Annotated in this window: 19 protein-coding genes; 18 read left to right on the plus strand and 1 reads right to left on the minus strand. The window is 40.1% G+C overall.

Features of this window, described 5'->3' with window-relative positions:
- Positions 1 to 8: 8 nt before the first annotated feature.
- From L5M28_RS05650 to tenpIN, 18 genes are all read left to right on the plus strand, one after another.
- Positions 9 to 734, plus strand: coding sequence for a hypothetical protein (locus L5M28_RS05650; RefSeq protein WP_263185328.1), 726 nt, complete (start codon positions 9 to 11; stop codon positions 732 to 734).
- Positions 734 to 3199, plus strand: a complete 2466-nt coding sequence (mobH, locus tag L5M28_RS05655) for a MobH family relaxase (protein WP_263185327.1) — start codon at positions 734 to 736, stop codon at positions 3197 to 3199. The genes L5M28_RS05650 and mobH overlap by 1 nt, the downstream gene beginning before the upstream one ends.
- Positions 3192 to 5093 (plus strand): conjugative transfer system coupling protein TraD, encoded by a 1902-nt coding sequence (gene traD / locus L5M28_RS05660; RefSeq protein ID WP_263185326.1) that lies wholly within the window; start codon positions 3192 to 3194, stop codon positions 5091 to 5093. Before mobH ends, traD begins: the two co-directional genes overlap by 8 nt.
- A gap of 2 nt (positions 5094 to 5095) precedes the next feature.
- Positions 5096 to 5641 carry a hypothetical protein gene (locus L5M28_RS05665; protein ID WP_263185325.1) on the plus strand — a complete coding sequence of 182 codons (546 nt, stop codon included), beginning with the start codon at positions 5096 to 5098 and terminating at the stop codon, positions 5639 to 5641.
- 21 nt (positions 5642 to 5662) lie between these two features.
- Positions 5663 to 6319, plus strand: coding sequence for a DUF4400 domain-containing protein (locus L5M28_RS05670; protein ID WP_263185324.1), 657 nt, complete (start codon positions 5663 to 5665; stop codon positions 6317 to 6319).
- Between the two features lie 13 nt (positions 6320 to 6332).
- Positions 6333 to 7322, plus strand: a complete 990-nt coding sequence (locus L5M28_RS05675) for a S49 family peptidase (protein WP_263185323.1) — start codon at positions 6333 to 6335, stop codon at positions 7320 to 7322.
- Positions 7323 to 7463: 141 nt separating this feature from the next.
- The gene (locus L5M28_RS05680; protein WP_263185322.1) at positions 7464 to 7802 is read left to right on the plus strand and encodes a hypothetical protein; all 339 of its coding nucleotides are present in this window, start codon (positions 7464 to 7466) and stop codon (positions 7800 to 7802) included.
- Between the two features lie 168 nt (positions 7803 to 7970).
- Complete coding sequence (gene traL, locus L5M28_RS24195; RefSeq protein ID WP_218679028.1) at positions 7971 to 8255, plus strand: type IV conjugative transfer system protein TraL; 285 nt, start codon at positions 7971 to 7973, stop codon at positions 8253 to 8255.
- Positions 8252 to 8947, plus strand: a complete 696-nt coding sequence (locus L5M28_RS05685; RefSeq protein WP_263185321.1) for a type IV conjugative transfer system protein TraE — start codon at positions 8252 to 8254, stop codon at positions 8945 to 8947. The genes traL and L5M28_RS05685 overlap by 4 nt, the downstream gene beginning before the upstream one ends.
- On the plus strand, positions 8931 to 10031 hold the full coding sequence (locus L5M28_RS05690; protein WP_263202705.1) for a type-F conjugative transfer system secretin TraK: 1101 nt from the start codon (positions 8931 to 8933) through the stop codon (positions 10029 to 10031). Before L5M28_RS05685 ends, L5M28_RS05690 begins: the two co-directional genes overlap by 17 nt.
- A complete protein-coding gene (locus tag L5M28_RS05695) occupies positions 10031 to 11359 on the plus strand; it encodes a TrbI/VirB10 family protein (RefSeq protein WP_263185319.1) in 1329 nt (442 codons plus the stop codon). The genes L5M28_RS05690 and L5M28_RS05695 overlap by 1 nt, the downstream gene beginning before the upstream one ends.
- A 1-nt stretch (position 11360) precedes the next feature.
- Positions 11361 to 11861, plus strand: coding sequence for a hypothetical protein (locus L5M28_RS05700; protein WP_263202707.1), 501 nt, complete (start codon positions 11361 to 11363; stop codon positions 11859 to 11861).
- 489 nt (positions 11862 to 12350) lie between these two features.
- Positions 12351 to 13073 carry a thioredoxin fold domain-containing protein gene (locus L5M28_RS05705; protein ID WP_263185317.1) on the plus strand — a complete coding sequence of 241 codons (723 nt, stop codon included), beginning with the start codon at positions 12351 to 12353 and terminating at the stop codon, positions 13071 to 13073.
- Complete coding sequence (locus tag L5M28_RS05710; protein WP_263185316.1) at positions 13070 to 13936, plus strand: hypothetical protein; 867 nt, start codon at positions 13070 to 13072, stop codon at positions 13934 to 13936. The genes L5M28_RS05705 and L5M28_RS05710 overlap by 4 nt, the downstream gene beginning before the upstream one ends.
- Complete coding sequence (locus tag L5M28_RS05715) at positions 13933 to 14703, plus strand: TraV family lipoprotein (protein WP_263185315.1); 771 nt, start codon at positions 13933 to 13935, stop codon at positions 14701 to 14703. The genes L5M28_RS05710 and L5M28_RS05715 overlap by 4 nt, the downstream gene beginning before the upstream one ends.
- Positions 14703 to 17300 carry a TraC family protein gene (locus L5M28_RS05720; RefSeq protein WP_263185314.1) on the plus strand — a complete coding sequence of 866 codons (2598 nt, stop codon included), beginning with the start codon at positions 14703 to 14705 and terminating at the stop codon, positions 17298 to 17300. The genes L5M28_RS05715 and L5M28_RS05720 overlap by 1 nt, the downstream gene beginning before the upstream one ends.
- Positions 17301 to 18396: 1096 nt before the next feature.
- Positions 18397 to 19482, plus strand: a complete 1086-nt coding sequence (locus L5M28_RS05725; RefSeq protein ID WP_263185313.1) for a replication initiation protein — start codon at positions 18397 to 18399, stop codon at positions 19480 to 19482.
- Between the two features lie 2361 nt (positions 19483 to 21843).
- Positions 21844 to 22326: a type III toxin-antitoxin system TenpIN family toxin gene (gene tenpIN, locus L5M28_RS05730; protein ID WP_263185312.1), complete on the plus strand. Its 483-nt coding sequence runs from the start codon at positions 21844 to 21846 to the stop codon at positions 22324 to 22326.
- Positions 22327 to 22658: 332 nt separating this feature from the next.
- Here tenpIN and L5M28_RS05735 read toward each other — a convergent pair whose 3' ends face one another.
- Positions 22659 to 22904 carry a hypothetical protein gene (locus L5M28_RS05735; protein WP_263185311.1) on the minus strand — a complete coding sequence of 82 codons (246 nt, stop codon included), beginning with the start codon at positions 22902 to 22904 and terminating at the stop codon, positions 22659 to 22661.
- Positions 22905 to 22910: the final 6 nt, after the last annotated feature.

Raw genomic sequence — 22910 nt, forward strand, 5'->3', positions numbered from 1 at the left:
AATAGAAGATGCCTAGTATCAAAAAAAGCAAGGAAGACGTTGTTGAATCAGTAAGAAGAAAAACAGGTGTTGCTGAAATGCAACTTAAATCAGAATCAATATACCTCTATATGCGCGGCCAATCAGGAGGCACGCTTAATAATGCCATGTATCGTTTAGGCGAACTATTCAAAATGACAAGTCGTTCTGCAAATAAAACCACTCACAACATGATTAAAGAGTGGTTTGAAAACGATATTGTTTCGGCGGCTAAGTTGGAAACTGAAAGCCTAATGGCTTCACTCGAAGCGCTTCAAGAACAAATTATTCCAGGCATTAGCTTTATAGACATAAAAAACCCTGACATGACTATTCCTGTTAATATTATTCATAAAAGTCATTTAGAAATTATCAATTTGGTTTCTCAAATCGATTTTATAATGGATGAAATTGAAACTATATCTCTTTCATGCCCGTGGGATGAAGAAATAGAGCAGACCTCTCGCACACAAGCATTGTTGGTCCTTAATAATATTGCGTCGAAAATCTTTAAAGTAACAAAGCCGGGTAAACGAGACGGAGGACAATTCTCTCCAATATTCTTTATTGAAGGGTTAAACAAAGGTGTATTTACTTTGTACCCTGATTTAATTGAAAAGAAAAATAATGTGGTAAACATTAAAAAATCTAAAATTGATAATGAAACATCCATAACCGAAAGTAATGATGATAATGGTTTAACAGAGGAAGTGTGATGGCAACTTTATCAATACGTGCATACAAATTTAAAATGATGTTGAGTTCGTTATTATCACGTATTGATAATGTGTGGGCTAGTCAATCAACACGTCCACACAAAGATGAACAGAGATTAGATGCCGTTCTGCATTATCCACTTAAAGCGGCATCAATCCCTATTGTAGATATAGAATTATTGCTTGAAAGACAATTATCAAAAATTCGCCAAATAGAAAGGGACGTTGGTTTAATTCACCAAGGTTGCGAGTTTAATTTTGTTGATTTAGTGGAAAGCACAATACGTTCTTACATCGGGTACTGTCACTTAATACCCGCTTCCGAAATGGATCATCACCAGTATATAGGTGGATTACTAGAGCACTCTTTAGATGTCTCAATAAAGGCATTACAGAATGCAATGAGTTATATGCTGGACGAAATGGGATTAATTGATGAAGACCAAGCAAGACGCCCACGGTATGAATTTGCAGCGTGGGTGTGTGGCTTATTGCATGATTCAGGAAAAATTATTTCTAATGTGCAAGTAATCGGTTCAAATGGTGACATTTGGAGGCCGCTTAACGAATCAATATTTGATTGGGCAAAACGTTGCGACATTAGTGAGTACACTGTTGTTCATCAGAAAGAGCGACTGAATAGAGATCATGAAACTAATTCCGTCCACTTCCTTCCTCTGGTACTAAACGAATCTGCAAAAAATTACTTGTTAGGCTCGCATGATGACCTGTATTCAATGATTACACAGACGTTAGTACATTATCACTCATACAAAGGCTATCTGTTTAACGCTGTCAGAAAAGCAGACTCGGACTCGACGTATGAAGACTATGCGCGAGTGTGGCTGCACGACTCATCACGCCAAAAATCCATCACAATGGGCGTAGTCAATGCTATGAGGTCTTTGTACTTGAACTGGGTGGTAAACAAGCCAGGCGCCGACTTATTTGTATTTAACGGATTAGTTTTCATTGCAGGTGATAGACCGATAAATGAAGTCATCAAGAAGTGTATCGATTACGGTATTAAGCTCCCGACATCATCCAAGGCACTCATTTCGATTTTGCTCGATAAACGCATCCTTTCAATGGTCAGTGATAAAAGCACTTATGCTAGCTTGTATTTAGGCGAGTTTACTGAGGAAGATGTTAAACAGTTTACCGAATTAAAAAACGGACCATTAAGCAAAGTTTCACCCGTTTCAGTGATTATGGTCGAGTGGCCTAACTTTGTTATTGGTGATAATCCTATACCAAGTAACGTGCTTGGCGCCCTTAGATATAACACTGCCAAATCATCCAACGTGTACCAGATTTATAACCGTGAAGGTCACAAACTCGTTATGCCGTCTGAATCGCAATCGAATACGGCTAATTCAGAACAGCTTCAGCCAGCGACGCATGGCATGGTCAAGCCATCTAGCGAAAAACCGTTAGAACAGCATCCGACGAATAACAATGATGAGTTACCGCAAGCAAATGACAAGGCTAACTCAGCTGACGAGTCACAACCAGAATCGGTGCAACCAAAGCAAAAGGCCAAACCAAAAGCCAAACCTAAGGCCAAAGCGAGCCCAAAACCTGAGGGGGTAATTCCTGCAGTGGAGAATTCAAATCCCAAACCTGACACTACAGCGCCCGTTGCGGAGATATTGAGTCCCGTACCTGATACAACCACAAAGTCATTAGTTCAGAACGAGACTGCAACAAGTGAAATGGACTCCGCACCTTCTGCTTTGAACCCTGAATATCCTTGGGTCATAAAGAATCGCATGTTAAAGCCTGTGGACGCTGCGCTTTTAGCCTTAATGCAATCGGCCAATCAGCATTATTTATGGATGGAAGGGGAATCCGTTTGCGTCGACACTGATTTTTTAATTCAACACACCAATCAAAGCCTGCCCCAACTGCTAAACGCACTGAATTACCTGAAGCTAATCAAGAAAAACGAACAAAAAAAGGACGCTTCCGTTTTAATGAAGGACGGAAAAAAGGTGACTTACATATTACTCAGCGATGAGGTGGGAATTCATTTTTGCACTGTAGTACCAACGGTAGATATTGAAAATGGAAATCAAAGTAACTCGGGAGTATCGAACAATGAAGAAGATGTTGCGAGTGGTCAAGAAAAACCAAATTCACAAATAGAGATAATCGAAGATAAAAGCGCCAAGACTGATAAACCTACCGGAGTGGTGAAAACAGACGAACCGACCGCGCCAGATGATGATTACGGAGACCCTCACAATGTTCGGCAGGCAGGAGATGAGTGGGACATGCCATACCCTGAATTACTCGCAGAACTTCAAAAAGGATGTCCTGAAATGTCTACATCCCAGTTAACCAAATTTTGCCGGGCTCAAGGTGTTAAAGCAAATATTTCCAACGAAGGGGAAATTACCGCCAAAATGACGGAGGTTCAACTTGACGAATTGAAGTGGAAACTAAGGGAAAACAATGAATAACAGAAACAATATTACTTACATCGAAAGCCTGTTTAGACCGCTTTATGAGTTGAATGCTGCGTATGTGTATGTCGGGGCCGGCGTGGTGACAGGTATCGTCAGTAAAGTAGGTGATTTCAGCACAAGTGCCATAGACATTCCAACGATTATATCTGGTGGGTTAATGGGTGTTGGTCTGTATAAATTGATCAGCGTTTACCCGAAAATGCGTCAGCAACTAAAATTATTTATAAACAAATTAGAGTTCATTGACATTGAATTGTTGCGCTACATCAACAAGTGGGATTTCAATTCCAAAGTTGAAAACTTCAAATATGAAGATAAACGAGAAATGTATATTGGTACCGGCTTTGAATGGGGGCCACAACACGCACAACGCGCATATCAAATTCTCGATATGTCGGTAGATTTACGGGAATTGGAGTTGCCGTTTGCTTTGAAGCCTTTGGTTTACAAATACCAGAAACACACTAGAAGCATGGGTGGCAAAACTTGGATACACGCCATCGGCGAAGATAAGCCCATAATCGTTAATGAAGAAACGTTCTTTGGCCATAGTTTTATATCCGGGGTAGTAGGTTCAGGCAAAACTACATTATTGAGAATGCTAGGCACTGGCTTTATGCACATGGGAAATTCTATCGTAGTGATTGATCCCAAAGACGATAAAAATCTAAAAGAAGGTTTACGTGCCGAAGCAAAGAAATTAGGAATTGAGCATAAATTTTATGAGTTCTGCCCAGCTCGACCAAGTGAATCTTGTGCAATTGACATTCTCAAAAACTTTGCAACACCTTCAGAAATCCCTACTCGTATCGCAAGCTTATTAAAGTCTGGCAGTGGCGCAACAGACTCATTCATCGAGTTCGGCTGGCAAACAATTTCACAGGTCACTGACGGAATGATTTATTGCACAGAAAGCCCAAAATTGACTGAGATCTATCGTTACATGCGAACGGGTAAATCAGAATTGCTCGAAAAAGTATTATGCAAATTTTATGAAAAAAAATATGGGATGCACTGGAAAGCGGAAAAATTAGATCAGATGTTGGGGATGGGCGATTCACCATTGCAAGGGATGTTGAACTACTACAACCAAAAAATACCGAGTAAAGAAACGGTTGCAGCCGTGGATGACGTTATTCAGTTTGTGACACACAACCATGAACATGCTCAAAAAATGCTTGCGAGTGTATTTCCCCTATTCAAAGTATTATGCAGTAACCCTCTGGACAAGCTGTTATCCCCAAATCGAGAGGATGATATTGAAGTCATCGATATAAAACGAGTGATCATGGATGGGGGCATTATCTATTGTGCACTTAACTCGATGAACGACCCACGAACGGCAGGACATCTAGCCAAGTTACTTCTAGCTGATATTTCGTCATGTTTAGGCGACAGATATAACTATGGTTCTGGACAAGAACGTCGAATATCTATTCTGGTTGATGAAGTACATGCTGCAGTTGCTGGGAACGATAGTTTGATAAACAACCTTGCTCAAGGTCGGGCCGCGAAATGCCAATTTGTACTATCTACTCAAACTATCCCTGACCTTATCGATATGACTGACGAGGCAACGGCTAACCGTTACTTAGGGTTATGTAATAATTTTTTCAGCATGAAAGTTACCGATACGATAACGCAAGAGTATGTCGCTAAACAATTTAGTCAAACAAACATCAGTGACGTTGGGATTCAATACTCAATTCAATCAGCCACAGGGCAAGGTTTAACAGAATTCAGCGGCGGGTATAAGGAGAACATAACCAAAACCAGAGAGGATATGTTTCCGACATCGTTAATCGGTGACTTACCCAAGTTGCAATATGTAGCGCGACTATCAAATGGCCAAAAGCTGAAATGCAAACTGCAAATCATTAGAGGTTAGTAATGGATATCACTCGGATAACTCAAACGAATGAAGGGATCAGCGAGATTGTTAACCGACTAGAAGATTTGGTGGGAGGTAATAAATACTTGATCAATCATAGCACTCCCATCATCGACGTTATTTTGCTTAAAGCGATGTTAGCGTGGGATCGAGCCGAAGAAGATGGATATGAGGAACAATGCACCCAATTTGCAAAATCGGTGTTACATGATCTTTATAAAGTCGCTAATTACAAAGTGTCGGTGGATATTGGCAATGATGAAACTATGTTTTGGGACTGTGTATCACAGACATTTAATGATTTCAAAACCTCTGTAAACAAAGCTAAAAAACCCAAGAAATGTGATTGTTTTTCTGACGGTACGAGCACTAAATCTTGCAATTGCTTAAAAGTTGAATTCATAGAAAAACAATCAAAAATTTCAAATGAAGCGATTTCAATGCTTTTAGCAAGACACGTATTCAACCGGAGGCATCTTAACCTTCTTGGTTTACCCCTTCCTAATCAACAGACCGTTTATTCACTGAGCCAATCATTAACTTAGTGATGCATTGAGGTAAACACGATGTCAGAACTCATTAAAGACCATGGTGTAACAAAGCTACTAACACTCATGCTACTTATTTTTACTGTGAGTCTATTTATTATTTTAACTATGGTCCCAAGCAGCATTTTTCAACGAGAAATGGAGGTTGAAGTAAAATCATTGTCTTCATTAATGACTGAATCCAGATGGTTAGAAGTCACGTTGCAAGTAGAAAGGTCATACAGACAATCGTACATCGATAGTGGTCTGCAAAAAATGGTTGAGGATACTCTTTTGCCGAAGGGTAACTTCAAAATTAAGGAGTTAGTAGAGAAGTACAAGGGTGACTTTGTTCTGCAGAGAGTAGTCAACAACATCCACATTATGAGCTACCAAATGGTATATCGGATGACGATGATGAAATACTGGATTTGGGTCATGGTGCCGCTTTTTTTCGCCTTAATCTATGACGGATACATGATCAGAAAAATCCGCATGTATGAGCCCAAGCAAATATCCATTAAGAGCTCACGTATATGGACACGTTCGATTGTGTACATTATCGTTTTCACTTTTTGCTATATGTTAATCCCCAATATTCTAGGACAAAAAGCGCCTTGGTTTCCGGTGTTGATGCTCATTCTGACGGGTGTAGCGTTCAAGAATATTATCCAAAACTATATGAAAGTAGCATAGGAAGTTAGAAATCATGCTTTCTCAAAATAACCAGCCAGAGCTAGTCAATCTGTTAAACCAACATTTAACCATCTATAAGCGCACTAATTATGGGAAGCTAATGCTTCTTGGCGGGGTGATTTTGATAGGAATTGTGAGCAATTTGGTCAGCCTTATAGAGCATGAAGAAGAGCACATTGCTGTAGTACAAATAAGCGGGGAAATAGGTAGCGAAGAAGATACCGGTAACGGGAAAAAGATAACAGACCACATTTTAGCAGCCATGAAAAATGAAAAGGCCAAGGTTATCGTAATCGAGGCGAACAGTCCGGGGGGGGCACCGACCGACTCACAGACAATTAATGAAGTCATCGTTAAATATAAACAATGGAAAGCGCCGTTATCGCAAGACGTTAGGGCGACAATTCTTGAGTCGATAAAAAATCCTTCAGTGATGTTTGAAGAGATAAAGACCGGGAAGTTATTTGGTGATCTAGAAAGAAAGCCGATTATCGCTGTTATTACTAAACAATGTGCTTCAGCCTGCATTCAGGCTGTGATTAACGCCGATGTCATCATAGCACAGCGAGCATCGTTGGTTGGCTCCATTGGTGTGAGGATGGATGCACTTAACTGGTCTGAGTTAGCGGGGAAATTAGGCATAACAAACACCGTTATCACGAGTGGTGAGCTAAAAGACGCGCTTAACCCTTGGAAAGCCATCGATTCAAATCAACAACAGATCATCAAAGACAAAATTCTACAACCAATCTTTGAACAGTTTAAGAATGACGTACTGCTTGGGCGCGGAGATAAGCTGAAAGTTGATACTGAAATCTTGTGGTCAGGTTTGGCATGGACAGGCAGCGACGCAGTTGCATTTGGTTTAGTCGATATAACCAGTAACCCCATTGAAACCCAAGCGGCCTTAGAGTCAGTGTTTGGACGCAAATACCAAACCTACTCAAAGAGCACGTTCAACCTTGGGGCTTTCATATCAAATCCATTTTCGTCCCAGTTTTAAGCATTAATGAGCTAAAAAAACATCGAAAACCTTAAAAATTTATTTGAACAACGAATATTGCATCTGAAACGAAGTTGACTGCATTTAATAGAGAGTAAATTAGTTATGGATTTATTTAAACAAACCATTGAGGATTGATTCATGGAAAACACAATTGCGTTACCCAAGTTTGAAAAAGTAAGTGCTGGCGACAAGCAAATGATGCTATTGGGCCTCATAATTGCCTTTGCGCTTGTTATGCTTCTATCATTTGAATCTCAAGCTGGTTCTGGTGGTGCGGCCTTTACTTCTATTTGGACGGAAATTTCTGGTTGGGCTGATGGTGTCCCAGGAAAAATCATTACGCTATTAGCGTTTTTCGCTAGTCTTTTCAATGTTTTAAAGCAGAACTATTATTTAGCCGTAGGCGCTTTTATCGGCGGTATGTTATTGAGTCAGTCCGTTGCAATCATCAACATCTTCCTGACAGCGACAATCTAAAATCGAGACTATCAAGTTCACAAACTGATGCAAGGCCGTTAGATAATTCAATATCTAACGGCCTTTTTTGTTTCAGCGACGAATATTAACGCTGAATCAAACAACCTACCTCTTATTGGATGTCAAAATACATTTCAAATCCCCTACTAACACATGGGCCAACTTGAAATGAGCACTTATCGAATTCCGTTCCGAGTAAACAAACCATTATTGGTTTTGTTCTTTACTCTTGATCAATTCATACCTATCGCGATTGCGCTCGCACTGGGTTACACATTCAGAGCCGTTTTTGAGGCATCCATCTTCGCGATCATGTATTTCAAAATCACGAGTTACTTTAGTGAAAATCACCCGAGAGGTTATGTAGAACACGTTCTTTGGTATTGGGGAGTCATGCCACTGAAACTAGGCTTCACCGTACCTGATCCACTTAAAAGAGAGTTTATAAAATGAAATCAATGATGGGTAATGCAGAAGAAATCCGAAAGTCTATTGGCGACGCAATTTCGACAAGAAATGTTAGCTTGCTTAGTAACCTGATTTTGAGCATAGCGTTGCTAATTATTGCTATTCGGTTCGCCACCTTTGAGCCTGGGGCTGTGGTATTACCTAATGTACCGATCACCGAAGTTATAGAAGTTAAAGGGGATTGGGCCAACGCATCATTCAAAAAAGGACACGCGACGGCATTTGCGGAATTAATCGGAAATATCAGTAAGACAAACATCAATTTTGTCAAAGAGCGGTTCCTTGCCAGTTCGACACCTTATTTACGCGAACAATTCCAAGATGAGATAGATCGTCAAGTCTCGATTATTAATGCCAGAAAACTGAAGCAACGATTTGTTATAGAAGACATCTATTTCGACGAACATCAAGATGTTGTTTGGATTTGGGGTTCAAGAGAAATCACACTGCCAGGGCAAGCCCCGATGACTCAAACATGGACGTATGAATTCAGAATTGGGGTCGCAAGTGGTATGCCAAAAATATCTTACTTCAAACAATATCCGGGCAAACCGAACACCCGTCAACGCACCGTACCATCTGAAGACACGATACCAGAGCTGACCTCAGATATGCGTGAAGGGCTTATAGAATCAGGTTCACAAGTTAAGGAAGTTCCAAATGAAACAAATAAATAAGTGCTTAAATTTGTCTTTACTGTTCTGTGCAATGATGAGCCACACGGTTTTAGCTGTGCCTGAAAGTGACCCCATAAATGAGTTTGTACTTCCCGTCAACACATCGAATGAACGCTTACCGCCAGAACGCATCGAAAATAAGAGTTCTAGCCCTGTATCATTCATTTTTGACTCTCTTAAATCGGCAGTACCAGAAGACAGTCCATCGTCGCAGGCAGCGGCCAAAACAGACTTGTATGGGCGCCCGATACAATCTGGCACAGAAGGCGGTTTTGCTAACCAATTGCAAGCACAATACAAGCCCGTTCAAAACTACCATCTGAAACCCGGAGAAAATATTGCTGTGGCGGTTGCAGCTGGACTAATGAACCGCATTAAGACCAATTTCTCCATGGTAGCAATTCGCACTTCCGATGAAGAATCCATCATTGAGGCATCGAATGGTTATATTTATATTACAACCAATTCAATGGTTCCTGTGGGGATTATGGTGTATGAAGAAGGTTTGCCAGAAACCGCTATATCGTTGGTGCTACAGCCAGACAATAACCCGCCAGCCATGGTCAATGTGGATGTTGATTTAACCGCAGATCAGCAATATAAAATCGCAGAAAGAGAGCGTGAAAGAGAGCGTCTAAAGAAGATTGATGAATTATCCAGTGTTACGGAAGAACATCTAAACACAGCTTCTCACATCACAAGATTAAAGTCGATGTTGTTGCCTATCGCTCAAAACGGCATTCCACCAGGGTTCACCGAATCAACAGAAGTACCTTCAACATTAGTAAAACCATGTTCTGTGGCCATAAGGCAAAAGACAGCACAGCGTTATGCCGGCTCAAGAGAGTATATCGATGTCGTTGTTATGTATAACCATACTTCATACGCCTATCAAATCAAAGAAGAACAATGTCTAACACGAGATACGTTAGCCGTGGCGTTTATTGACCAATCGATATTACAGCCTGGAGAGTCAACTGAGGTGTATATCGTAAGAGACAAGCTTTACATAGAAAAACATGAGAAAAATAACCGTCGTAGACAGATAAGCGCAGAAGAACTTGGTTTAACGGGAGGTGAATAATGTCCAAGATAATTGTTAAAGAGTTTTGGCAAGACCCCAAAAAGCGACAAATAGTGATATGGGCAGTGGTTCTTTGCGCTCTGTATTTTTTAGTGCCATTGTTTTTCACCCAAACCAAAAAGCCTGTGGTGAACAATGAAAAAGACAACGGCACCGAGCTATTCTCTGTTGCAGAAGTTTCTCAAATGGAAGAGAAAAAAACAAAGGAGATGTTTGATCAATTAGCTGCCGACTCACAAAACCGTGAATTGGCGGCATTCGCGCAGGAAAATAGACTTAAAGAACGTGAAAAAAAGATAGAAATGGAGATGTTCAAGTTCCGAAATGAAATTAACCAGCAAAAAACATTAATTGAACAACTTAAAAGCGAATTGGCCAGCAACAAGAATGTGCAATCTGCTGGTACACAAGCTGGTGGAGATGGGACCATAATCCGTCATGATCAAAATGGGAATGTAGCCCAAATAGTTGAGCGGCCTCAAACACAAATAATAACGAGACAGCCAATTATCAAAGGTAATATTTTACGTACCGTCACCCAAGGAAAAGTGCGCTCTGTAAAGGAAACTGGTCATATCGAAGAGCAAGAGGTCAAGTTAGTCACAGTCACAGAAAACTCGCAGACAGTTAACAACAATGCCCAAAGTGCAGCAGTGGTAGATAAGGGTAGTAAAAAAGAAGCGGAAGATATTTCTTCTTGGTTGTCTGCAGGTTCAATACTCACAGGTACGTTGCTTAATGGTGTTGATGCCCCGACATCGGGAGGTCAACAAAGCAAAATGCCTATGCCAATCTTAATCAGAGTTAAGCACGACGCTCTCATGCCCAACAACTACACGCTTGATATTCGAGAATGTTTCGTCATTGGGACCGCGGTTGGCGATCTTGCGACGGCTAGAGCTTTCATTCGCGCAGAAACATTGTCTTGTATCACTGAGGACAGCAAAGCTATTGAGGTACCCTTGACCGCTTATGCTGTAGGTAGAGACGGTAAGAACGGAATAGATGGCAAGTTAGTGACCAAATCTGGCGGGTTAATGGGTAATGCAATGGCAGCAGGATTCTTATCAGGGTTATCTAAAGCCGCGGCGCCGCAATCGATCAATGTGCTGAATACCAATCCTGGGGATGAATCTATCTTCCAAAAAACCGACTGGACAAGCATGGGCCAATCAGCGGCACTAAATGGTGCCAGCACTTCATTTGATATGATAGCAAAATATTATTTAGAACTGGTTGATGCTTCATGGCCCGTTGTTGAAGTGTTGGGTGGTCGTGAGGTGGATTTTATCGTTCAACGTGGTATTGCACTTAAAATAGGGAAATAGCATGAATAACACAGATCCAGAAACGACCACTGAACGCCGTAAAGTAACAGAAAAACAATCAGACTTTTACAGTGTTGCACTTTTCATCATGTTGATAGGCGGAATTTTCATTGTTTTGAATATCGTCGATTACAAAATCAAACCACTGCATGATGAAATCGCTCAGTTAAGAAGTGAAATAGCGCAAAAGCCCACGATAAAGGTCATCAACACAAAAGATCTTGCGGGGCATTTTTCGATGTCAGGATACGACACTGTGACGCAGCTAGAGTATATGGATATTCTCAAAATTTTACTTGAGAAAAGTAATATCGTGGCGGTCAACGAAGATGCTCTTCTATTTAAAAGCCAAAGTAATAATATGAAAATTAATGATATAGCCGATCTCAGGGCGCATCTTCAGCAATTGAATATTCAAAACCCTAGAATTGTTAACGAAGAACAGTACAAGCAGCGCGAACAACAACAGCGCGAACTTTTGGAACGCTTAACGGGACAATAATCAGAAGATAAGGCCGAGATGAACACCGGCCTTCTTATTACGCAGCTAAGTCATCGTTTAATGTAAGTGCCAACTGGAGCAAAACCAACTTGTCGACTTGCAACTGGATAGGAGAACGATTTAGTAAGTAGAGATTATTACATCTAGATAAGTATGCCTTTATTTTATGTTTAAGCTCTTTTTGTGTCCGCGTAGCCCCAACAAAACGTCTGAAAGCGGATAAATTAACAAAGTAAATCTGCAACACTTTTAGGTACGAATTGGACGATATTAGATCCGGATCTTCTACCACTGCAACATCCATTTCCACGCCTTTATTCATTACCACCTCTCTATCTGAAAAATCATCGGGTCATTACGATGGAAGGAGATTTTCTCACACACTAAAGCCCCATAAATTTGGTTCAGCGACGAAAATCGTTCCTGAATCAGAAAACTGTGAAGTTTTCATGAGTGATAATGCCCCAACTTAATTAGCGAGGGGCAGAAATGAAAATATCAAACGTTAAGATACTGGCAACCGTGATAAGCATGGCCATAACCGCACCATCATTTGCGGCCAATGTAGCCAAAGATGAGGTAAAAGCAAAATTCGAAAACCTGCTGCCATTTAAAGTCAGCAAAGTAACAGACTCCCCTCTTGCTGATTTTTACCAAATTGAGTCAGAAAAAGGGATTTTCTATGCTTCTAACGATGGCAAATACATTTTCTCGGGCTCACTTCACAAATTTTCAGATGGATTAATGAATGTGACGGCGATTAGGCAGCGAGAACTTGCTAACGAGCAAATGGCGGTACTCCAAGGTGATCTAATCTTATTCCCTGCTAAAAGTGAAAAATATCGTGTGACAGTCTTTACCGATCCAACATGCGGCTATTGTCGCAAGTTCCATTCAGAAATACAGCAATACAATGAACTGGGCATCACCATCGCTTATGCGGCGTTCCCTCGCGGTGGTGTCAAATCAGAAATGGCCACTCTCCTAAGAAATGTCTGGTGCTCAGAGAACCAAGCAGAAGCATTGACGAAATCAAAAAATGACATCCCGGTTGTGGCCAAAGCCTGCACTGACCCTGTAGATAAGATGTATCACTTAGGGGAGTCTTTAGGCATCAGTGGCACCCCTTCCATCATTTTACCCAATGGTGAAATGCTGCCCGGATACCAACCTCCCCAACAATTACTTCAAACATTGGAGAATGCAGGATGAGATGGATCACTGGAATAGCTTTAGCTTTGACAATCAATAGCCCGATGACAATGGCATTAGATCTCGAAGAAGCTGCCAAGATGAAAGACTCTCAAACCTCGGTAGAGACAAGTTTTTCTGACGAAGTAAAAAAAATGATGAGCGAATTGGGCGATGTTGAAATTGTGCGAATGATGCCAATTAAAAACGTAATGCTTATACAGCTCAAAGGTAAGCCCCCTATGTTTATATCTTCCAATGGTCGATTTCTTATTGATGGGGAAATTAAAGACTTATGGAACATGACTCCCGTAAAAACGGCTAAACAAGCAGATGATACGTGGCTACTTAACTTAGATTCATTTGCTAACGGCACACTAATGAATCAAATGGCGGTCATCCCATTTGGTAACCCAAACATAGCAAAGCAAGCCAGAGTATTCGTTAGTCCGACATCAAAAGAATCTCAAGAATTTTTAAGCAACCTTGACCCGTTTAAAGTCAATCTTGATTTAATAATCATGCCGCACGACAAAGCTTCTATCAATTCAGCGATGAAAGCTTGGTGTGGATACTCTACAACGGACAGTATTCAAGTGCTCACTACTGGGAGTGTTGAGGGTATTGGACAACGAGAATGTTCAGAAGAAGATTTGAAAAAAGTCATGACTCCAATGCTCATGGCCATGTACTTGGACATCAATAAAGTACCCTATTTCGTCCGTACAGATGGGCGTCGTTACGCAGGTATTCCAGAAAAACAACAGGAATGGCTAGAAAACAAACCCAAAGAACCTGCTGTTACTGAAAAACAATCACCCCCAGTTACCAGCGATTCTACAACAACACAGCCTACACCCAATGCTGAGGAAATCTTTCAATGAGAAATTTAGCCATCATAGTTCCATTCGCGTTAAGCATTCTAAGCTCTGGTTGTTCACTACAGGTTGGAGAAGATGAATTTTCATGTCCTAACGACTCAAAAGGCGCGGCTTGTTCATCAGCTCGACAAATACATGACTTAACCAATGACAGGTCAAACCTTGAGGGGCTCAATGTCTCTATGGGTAAAATTCAAAAACCAGTAGAAGAAAAAGAAGTTGAAACAAACGCAGCTATGACAGATGGAGATGATTCCTTCCTATCTGATAATCCTGTTAAACCAAATATAAATGCTGAAACCAATCAAACTGTTTCAATAGATAAAGGTCATGCAACAAACGAAGTCTATGAGCCTTTATCGCATCTTCGCCATGACACAATGCCAGAAGCCGAATTAGTCCCTGAGCCTCTTAATAGAACGTTCGGCGCGGTTACTGGCGTCCAAGATGAACATGGACAACTCATGGTACACAGACAATCCCCGATGGCATTAGCACCAGAGCCATTAGCCGTTATCCAACAACCTAAAACAATGCGGATATTAGTTGCAGCATGGACAGACTCAGACGGTGATCTTCACATGCCGGGCTTTGTTTATGTCGAAGTTGCGCCAAAGAAATGGTTGGTAGGTGAGCAAGCTAATGACCGCCCAGGCCGAATAGTCCCACTACAAATCCAGCAGCTTACCCAAGAAGAAGAACGACGTCAGGCCCACACAAAACAGGGCTCAAGTAGTTTAGGCGTAACAGAGAAACAAGGAATTAAATGATGAGTGTTTTTTCTAGTTACTTCAATAAAATCCGCCAACTTTCAAATTACGACAAAATTGACGAAATGTTTGGTTTTATAGGTTATGAAACCGATTATTTCATAATGGAAGGCGGCGGAATGGCCGTGGTCTTTTGCTGCCAGCCTACTCCGGGTTGCAATGAAGAGCTAAAAAACACTTGGGATGCCATATATAAAAAGGACTTCCCTGCAGACACCACTATTCAAACTCAATTGGTTGCTTTGCCGGACATAGGGTATTTCATTAGCCAATACGAACTAACACGCGGCAATCGAATGATGGGTAATGACAATGAACTGACCACATCGATGGCAGAGTCATTGGCTCAAGATTTGGAAAGCAAAGTATTCAAAGACATGCACAACGGTGGGCGCCTTAGAGATTTTGAGTTTTGGGTGACGATTAGAGTGCCTACATCGGAATTACTCGCAAACGATCGTGAAGAAAAACGCTTTAGAGCATTGATCCTTGACTTAGAAGAAAGCTTAAAGGGTGTTGGTTTTGGACCTAGAAAGTTACAACCGTCAGACTTGTTATGGCGCCTACAAGCACTATTCAATTCATCCAAAGATGCTCTTTGGCGAAATATCAATGCAAAGCCTAATGCAAGCCTGTCAATGTCTGAGCAGATTATTGAAAACGGCAACATCATTCACTTCACGCCTAATGGGATCGTGACCGGTAAGCCAAAGGATGTGAATAGTGAGGGGAAAATAATCTTTGAAGAAGATAACCAAACTCACATAAAAATTATGTCTTTAACCTCTTTGCCAGATGAAATTTACTACGGGCAAATGTTTGACTTGGTGGGTGACTGGCAGACTGGCTCCGTTTCTCACGGTGATCCATTTATGATATCTACTCTCATTCATTATCCAGAACAAGGCAAAGCCAAGAGTGATATAGGAGCGGGGCGAAAATGGTTACTAGGGCAAGCCAAAGGCAAAATCCTTGAATGGTTCCATGGCCTTGCGGATCAGAAACGAGATTACGACCAGCTTTGGACGGAAATTGATCAACGCGCGGCTAAGGTTGTTAACTCAGGTACTCATGTCATCGTATTTTCGTGCTCTGAAGAGAGAAGCGAACGCTCCGTTGCAAAAATGAAGCGCTACTTTGATGGGAAACGAATAACGTTTACGAAAGAATCGGTACTGACAGGGCCACTGTTTCTGCAAAACATACCTTGCATGATGGACAAGGGATACGCCAACTTTAGACGGCATTCAATTTATTCATCGGAAGCATTGGTATTCCTAACTCCCCACATGAGTAATTGGAAGGGCAACACAAACCTCCCTATTGTTCCGTTAGCCACCCGAAACGGACAGATATTCTTTTGGGATTTATTTAAAACCGACGGTGGGTACAATTTCTTACTGAGTGCGGCAACGGGATCAGGTAAATCAGTGTTGGTGAACTACATCGTAAACTGCTATCTCAATTCAGGAGTCAAAACAGGCGGGTCATTGCGCCGGTTACCGCATCAAAAGGGATATGAGATAGAGGAATTTGATGACGGTGCTCAGGTGTTCATTCTTGATAGTGGACGCTCATATCAGAACCTCGCAGAAATGTTCGTTGATAGCCAATTTATATCGTTTGATAGCAATTTCAAATTCTCCCTTAATCCGTTTCCCTCAATACACGAATGGACAGGTGATGACGGGCAAGGCCCAATGATCTTAACCATGTTTAAGGCTATGGCTGCACCGAAGCATGGTGTGTCTGAAGTACAACGTGCCGAGATGATGACAATGCTCACGGATATGTGGAAAGAGTTGGGTCAAAAATCCACAGTAACTATTTTTGTTGAGCGCTGTTTGCAGCATCCAGAGGATTACATGCGCCAAATAGGTAAACAGTTAAAGATTTTCGCTGAAGGTGGCGTGTATGGACATCTGTTTTCAGACCAGCGCCCCGCTATTAACTTTGACGGTCGGCTGGTGGTTGTTGAGCTAGAAGAATTACAGAACGATTTGCATCTGCAGCTCGTTGTAATCTTGGGGATCATTAATCAAATCCAACACAAAATATTCCAAGGCGGTACTGCTCGCAAGAGTCTCTTCTTGCTTGAGGAAGCTTGGCAATGGATGGCCGGCGATAAGGACGGTGACAAAGGCGCTCTTATTGAATTCGTTGGGGAATTCTTACAGGCTGCATTCCGTAAGTTCCGTAAAGTAAGGGCATCTGGTGGGGTCATTACACAGAACCTTTTGGACGCAACAAATAATGCTGTTGGACAAGCAATTTTGGCGAACACGGATTGGAAATTGTTCCTGGGTCAAGATCCATCATCCGTAGACAAAATCAAGAATACGAAGTCATTCACAGCGACGGACGCACAGTTCAACCAAATGAAATCAGTCCATACCAAGAAAGGCGCTTATTCAGAAATCATGATCTTTCACAAACAGATGAGTGAGATTTGCCGCTTAGAACTCGAACCTGAAACCTTAATGATTTTCTCTACCGACGCCGATGACCGCGAGTTAATGAAGAAGTATCGCAGCTTGGGGAACGGGGTAAAAGAAGCGGCGAGGTTGTCAGTGTTTGAAAAAATGAGGTCTGTGTAACTAAACAATACATGTTTTTGTCATTTGGAGTTAAAGATCATTTTCTTGTCAATGGCCAAGACTAAATGACATTAAATTGTCTTTAGTCATGGCTTAATTACATTTTCTTGTCTTAAATAATGACATCCCGAACTAAAATTACTTATACCAAATTGATTTATATACATATTTATAAAAAAGTTCAAAATTTCGCGATGACAAGAAAATGATCTTTAATTTTAGTGTGCATATCCTGGTAGTTAAAACCTCCCAATAAAATCATAAGAGACTGATAAATAATAACTAAATCAGAGTGAACAATCTTAAGCGGCCTTTAGTTAGAGTGTTAACCTAAAACATAGTAAAAATAAAATAACCTTATTAAACAATATTATACGCTGGAAAATTTGAATATTACATGAATTTGGCGTGCTGATATGACAAGTTTATGTAATCCAGTAAATCATATAAAATATTTTTCATAAATATCATATACATACACAAGTAAGCATTCAAGTTTTCCAGCGAAACACCTTGATGAATGACAAGAATATGATCAATTGAATGACAAGTTTATGCAAAATAGTTTGAAAAATAATTTATAGTTAATAATCATAGATATACACGTAAAACGCTTTTTTTTTACAGACGTAATCCTGTGATAAATGACAAGAATATGATCAATTGAAAGACAAGTTTATGTAATTTAGTTTGAAACAGTGAGCGTTACCATAATAATCAATAACTAGTAAGCACAACTAAATAATACCCTTGCAAATTAATGGCATAGCCATTAATCCAAGGTACATTTCTGGCATAATTTTGTGATGAATGACAAGAATATGATCGATTCAATGACAAGAATGTGATCTATTGGAAACTCCATTGATTGCATTTACATAAACTAAATGTTTTTCAGTGACATAGGTGACTAAAGCGGATGTATTGGAATGGCAGTCCTACGGAGTTGGCTTCATCCAGATTGACAGGTTTATGTAAAACAAAAGACAAGTTTATGTATTTATAACAGACAAGTTTACGTTTGCAATGAAGACAACATTATGTAATATTCATCGTTAATTGTCGTCCAAGAACTTATTTACACCAAAGGTTAAGCATGACTACAAGCGCTGACAAAAAAAACAACTCTAAGCATGTGGAATTGGGACTGCAAGAAACAATGCCAGATGTGTTCAAGAAGTCTCATGAATTAATTTTCTCTCGTCAGAGTCTCACATCTCATGAACAAAACATTTTTAACTTAATGATTGCTCACATGAAAGCAGACCATTGGGATACTTCAAAGCCAGGTCCTACTTATGAATTTCCAGCACAAACGCTTTCGGAATGGTTCGATATAGAGTCAAACCATTTAAGTACAACGCTTGCTCCTGTCGCTGACAGGCTAGCGGCGCGAACAGTAGGGTTTGCAAACAAGGACACTGGTGAATGGGATTACATTCCAATTTTGTCTCGGATCAGGTACAAGGACGCAAAACTTTTAATCACCCCCAATCACGAGCTTAAAGAACAGTATATTGATTATTCGATTAATGGATATGCATTAATCAATCGTAAACCTCTGTATAAGCTGAGAAAAACATACAGTAAGCGCCTGTATGAAGTGCTCAGCCGTTTTAAAAGTAGTGGGTACAAGCAGCGACCAATTACGATTATGGAATTAAAAGGCTATTTCGGTTTATTCGATGAAAAGGGGAATATTAGTAACACCTATAAAAGCCTTGAAAGTACAGGTGTTTTCATAAAAAGGTGTATCGCCGATTCGTTTGAAGAAATTTCAAAAATTTGCAAACACGAGTTATTGCTGTTCCCGGGAGATAAAGGAGATCTCGGTTATAGCCTTATTAAGAAAGGACGAACTACAACAGGGATTAAGTTCCATTATAAGTGGATAGACAACAAAGTTAGTATGGATGAGGTTACAGCTAAGGACGTCATCAAAGACATGGAAACCAGACGACTAATCAAGAAAGAATATCTGTCAATCGAAGATTTAAAGTTCTTAGCTGAAGCATACATGGTGTTAGAAGATATCGAGTCAGCAAGTGAAATCTACAAGGTAATTGAAGAAAAAGAGATTGCCAAGGCCGAAGATCCGGAAGAGCAAGCTGAGAACGAAAAGAAAGCCTTTTTAGACAAAATTAAACAGCTAAAAGCATCAAATGCTGATGTAACGTATTAGTTTGGAGTTTTTGTCACGCCAAGAAAATGATCTTTAGTCGCCAAGTAAATGATCCATTCAATTGCAGAGATAGGTATTTTTTGCCTGATAATTAAGAAGTTGACAAGTTTTTGTAATTTTGAAGACAATAAAACGATCTTTAATGACAAGAATATGCAATACAACATAAGAAAGCGTATATTTTTTCGACTACCCCTCAAAAAATGCTTATTATTTGTGCTTGTGGATAAGTGACAACAAAAAAAAGATCATGAATAACAATAAAACGATCCTCAATACCAAGAAAACGATCTTGAATAACAATAAAACGATCCTCAATGACAGCTATTTGATCGACAAAGACAAATAATTGTCATCTTTACATTTTTTTGTCGTCGCAACCACTTGATTTTTAAGGGTTAAATAGCAGTAGTAACGCTTCCTATATCTTTATATATTTAATATCTTTTTATAATTATATAGATCTTATAGAAGGGGCATTTTATTATTGAAAGAAGAATACGACATCGAAAAAAGCTTGCAGAAAAATTCAGCGATCTTTGTAATGGTAAGGATTACGATTAAAGCGAGTGTCACGAGTCCAAATATATTGTTTACGACTAACAACCGTAATTGAGTAACTTTCAACACTTCAGAGTATAACCTTACGATAGCAGCCATTCCGAACACTAACATTACCAATCCAATAATCAATTGAGAGAAATCGGCCTTACTTGGCACGCAATGTGCCAATAGAATATCTTAAAATAACCATACAGCGGTCAAATAACCATTGTACGGAGAGATAAGGATAACTTCGCATATTGCCATCAGATTTATAAGAACGAGGCTTATATCGCCGTTTAGAGTGATTTTTCTAAAAATAAATCGCTACATCGGGCCTTAGATGGGAAGTCACAAGATAGAACCCCCTATTCCTGCAAACAATGGTGCAATTCCAATTCCAATTACTGAATTGGTGATTGGTGATTGGTGATTGGTGAAAACCATAAAGGCCGGTAACCGTGAATGACATAGCCTAGCGTGTGATCCATCTGATTTGGTTTGAAAGGCTGAAAATCAACAATTTAATGTCTGAATCGCATTGCTGTTAACAAGCGAGCTGATTCATGAAGAACAATGCCAATTGACCTAAAAGCAACGTATAGGTAGTGGTTCGAGGATTGAGCGACGAGGTTTCTCAACACCACAATCATCACCAAATAATCCAATGTAGAAAGGATAACCATGAAATCCATTGTGCTTTCTGGCATTTCTAATGCGCAACAGTATTTTCAATTGGACACATACCAAGAAGATACGCATGGTGCCAGGCGTCGTAAACGATACCCTCATCCAACACCACGTCGAATTCTCGATTAAATAGTTCGTAAACCACTACAGAACTAATCTCATTGATTTGCAATTCACGGCTATATCCCCGGACCAAAAAAGCCTTATCTAGTTCAGCCAATGTCTGCCTACTGAAAGTCATTTTCATTTTTCTGAGAATTGACTTTGCAAGCAATGACACTCGAATCTCATATCGAATGTGTTTTTCGATGTCATGTACCGTCGTGGTGTCTAGGAAATATGGCACTAGAAATCTATCCATTGTATTTACTCAAAGATTAACAAAACCCCAATGATTTCGTAAGCAAATCCAGTAAAACATGGGGCTTAAATCGAGCAACGAAGACGAAAATGAATAAATGAGGGTAAATAGAAATTACAGTATGATATGAGCATACTCGTAAGTATTGATTCTTTGTCGATTCCGATGTTGTGGGGGAGGAATCAGTCTCATACTCAGTATTAAGTTTGATACTGAGTAATAAAGATTCATACTCGCCCAGTAATTCAGGGGTAAAGCATTGCGGCAGAATGGTAAACATGCGGGGATCTTGCTGGTAAGTTTTTGCAGGATTTCCGCTTTTTTGCAACAAACTGGTAAACATAAGTGGCTTCTTTACCGCCTGTTGCAGAAATGTGGTAAAGCGTTGCGAGTGTTCTCGGTTCTGCACCTGCATTAAAGACCGGGTTATAGGGTTTTGAGTATAAAGAATCATACTAAAAAGGCGGTAATGTCCTTCGTTACCACCTGTTTTGACTCGTTTTTACCCCGAAATGAATTATAACCTCTGCTGTATTTTGTTCTTAACGGTACTTCTAAAGACCTAACTCGTATTTGACATCTGCAAGTCTTTGATTGATACTAAGCATGTAGTTAGTGGCGGTAGGAACATCCCCACGTAAAAAACCTAAATTCCTGTTATTTTTGTGGCGGTAGGAACATCCCCACGTAAAAAACCTAAATTCCTTGTATTAACTACCCTAAAAACCTCGACTACTGTCGAGGTTTTTTTGTTTTAGGCGAAAGAAATGGAACTCAAAAAGCTAGCTACATCTTTTTACACCGATAATCCGGTACTTACACAAGCTCTCGATTTCGATATGAAAGCCCAAATGTGGTTTACGGGTGATAAAATTAGAGGTCACGGCATTGTTCAGATCAAGATCAGTGAGGGGTTAACCTTCGCTATCCCTGTACGCTCAAACATTCTGCACAAGGCGAGTTTCATTCTAGAAGTCTCAAAGGTTAAGGGTGTTAAAGGGATGGGGTTGGACTATTCCAAGGCAATGCTGATTAAGAGTGCTCAGCATGTCAGTGCTGATGTGTTCGTTTTGAGAACGAAAGCGTCAGGTAAAAAGCTGGTTGGTAAAGAGAATCATATCACTTCAATGTATCTGGCCTATGTTGAGAAGTACATCGCAGCCGTGAAAGCGTCCGATATAAATATTCTGAATAGTGCAGAATACCGATTTACCACGCTGGTCAATTATCATATTGAATTGGGCTTGTAATTAATACTTATCCTTTTCCGGCTAGGATACTTTAATGCTGTGATACTTCCTTATCCTGACACATTTTAAGTGGCTAGTATGAATCTTTATTATTCAACGCTTCATTTGATAGAAGGAATTCAACAGTAATCGGCAACTTAGTGTAAGAATCGGTGACAGTCCCGTCAGGAGCTACGTCGACAAAAAAAACATGGGTCATAGCAGAAGGATTTTTAATATGTATTGCTACTGACTAACCCTGATAGCGAGCGTTCAAAGTGTCAATGACTTCACGCGCGGAAATTGCAATAGAATCTTTACCAAATGATTTTATTTTGTACATAACAATCTTCCTAGAAAATACCACTGTCTGGATCAAAATGATGAAGTGGGTCAAATTTATCTTCATGGAAAAGACTTTTTTCGCCATAAAATTGGTTATTTCTTCGCGTTAATTTCGTAGGTGCTGGTTTATCAGATTTACACGCTTTGACGATAGACATAATTATCAAAATAACGATTAATAATAACGCAAATTTCACTGATGATGTCATGAAGCCAATAACGATACACCCAATAAATAATAAAAAACCTTTCATTATAGA

The sequence above is a fragment of the Shewanella sp. SW32 genome, assembly GCF_025653365.1.
Taxonomy (GTDB): domain Bacteria; phylum Pseudomonadota; class Gammaproteobacteria; order Enterobacterales; family Shewanellaceae; genus Shewanella; species Shewanella oncorhynchi.

Excerpts from the sequence above, each read along its gene's own strand:
- L5M28_RS05650 (WP_263185328.1), top strand. The coding sequence starts at position 9 with ATGCCTAGTATCAAAAAAAGCAAGGAAGACGTTGTTGAATCAGTAAGA.
- mobH (WP_263185327.1), top strand. The coding sequence starts at position 734 with ATGGCAACTTTATCAATACGTGCATACAAATTTAAAATGATGTTGAGT.
- traD (WP_263185326.1), top strand. The coding sequence starts at position 3,192 with ATGAATAACAGAAACAATATTACTTACATCGAAAGCCTGTTTAGACCG.
- L5M28_RS05665 (WP_263185325.1), top strand. The coding sequence starts at position 5,096 with ATGGATATCACTCGGATAACTCAAACGAATGAAGGGATCAGCGAGATT.
- L5M28_RS05670 (WP_263185324.1), top strand. The coding sequence starts at position 5,663 with ATGTCAGAACTCATTAAAGACCATGGTGTAACAAAGCTACTAACACTC.
- L5M28_RS05675 (WP_263185323.1), top strand. The coding sequence starts at position 6,333 with ATGCTTTCTCAAAATAACCAGCCAGAGCTAGTCAATCTGTTAAACCAA.
- L5M28_RS05680 (WP_263185322.1), top strand. The coding sequence starts at position 7,464 with ATGGAAAACACAATTGCGTTACCCAAGTTTGAAAAAGTAAGTGCTGGC.
- traL (WP_218679028.1), top strand. The coding sequence starts at position 7,971 with ATGAGCACTTATCGAATTCCGTTCCGAGTAAACAAACCATTATTGGTT.
- L5M28_RS05685 (WP_263185321.1), top strand. The coding sequence starts at position 8,252 with ATGAAATCAATGATGGGTAATGCAGAAGAAATCCGAAAGTCTATTGGC.
- L5M28_RS05690 (WP_263202705.1), top strand. The coding sequence starts at position 8,931 with ATGAAACAAATAAATAAGTGCTTAAATTTGTCTTTACTGTTCTGTGCA.
- L5M28_RS05695 (WP_263185319.1), top strand. The coding sequence starts at position 10,031 with ATGTCCAAGATAATTGTTAAAGAGTTTTGGCAAGACCCCAAAAAGCGA.
- L5M28_RS05700 (WP_263202707.1), top strand. The coding sequence starts at position 11,361 with ATGAATAACACAGATCCAGAAACGACCACTGAACGCCGTAAAGTAACA.
- L5M28_RS05705 (WP_263185317.1), top strand. The coding sequence starts at position 12,351 with ATGAAAATATCAAACGTTAAGATACTGGCAACCGTGATAAGCATGGCC.
- L5M28_RS05710 (WP_263185316.1), top strand. The coding sequence starts at position 13,070 with ATGAGATGGATCACTGGAATAGCTTTAGCTTTGACAATCAATAGCCCG.
- L5M28_RS05715 (WP_263185315.1), top strand. The coding sequence starts at position 13,933 with ATGAGAAATTTAGCCATCATAGTTCCATTCGCGTTAAGCATTCTAAGC.
- L5M28_RS05720 (WP_263185314.1), top strand. The coding sequence starts at position 14,703 with ATGAGTGTTTTTTCTAGTTACTTCAATAAAATCCGCCAACTTTCAAAT.
- L5M28_RS05725 (WP_263185313.1), top strand. The coding sequence starts at position 18,397 with ATGACTACAAGCGCTGACAAAAAAAACAACTCTAAGCATGTGGAATTG.
- tenpIN (WP_263185312.1), top strand. The coding sequence starts at position 21,844 with ATGGAACTCAAAAAGCTAGCTACATCTTTTTACACCGATAATCCGGTA.
- L5M28_RS05735 (WP_263185311.1), bottom strand. The coding sequence starts at position 22,904 with ATGAAAGGTTTTTTATTATTTATTGGGTGTATCGTTATTGGCTTCATG.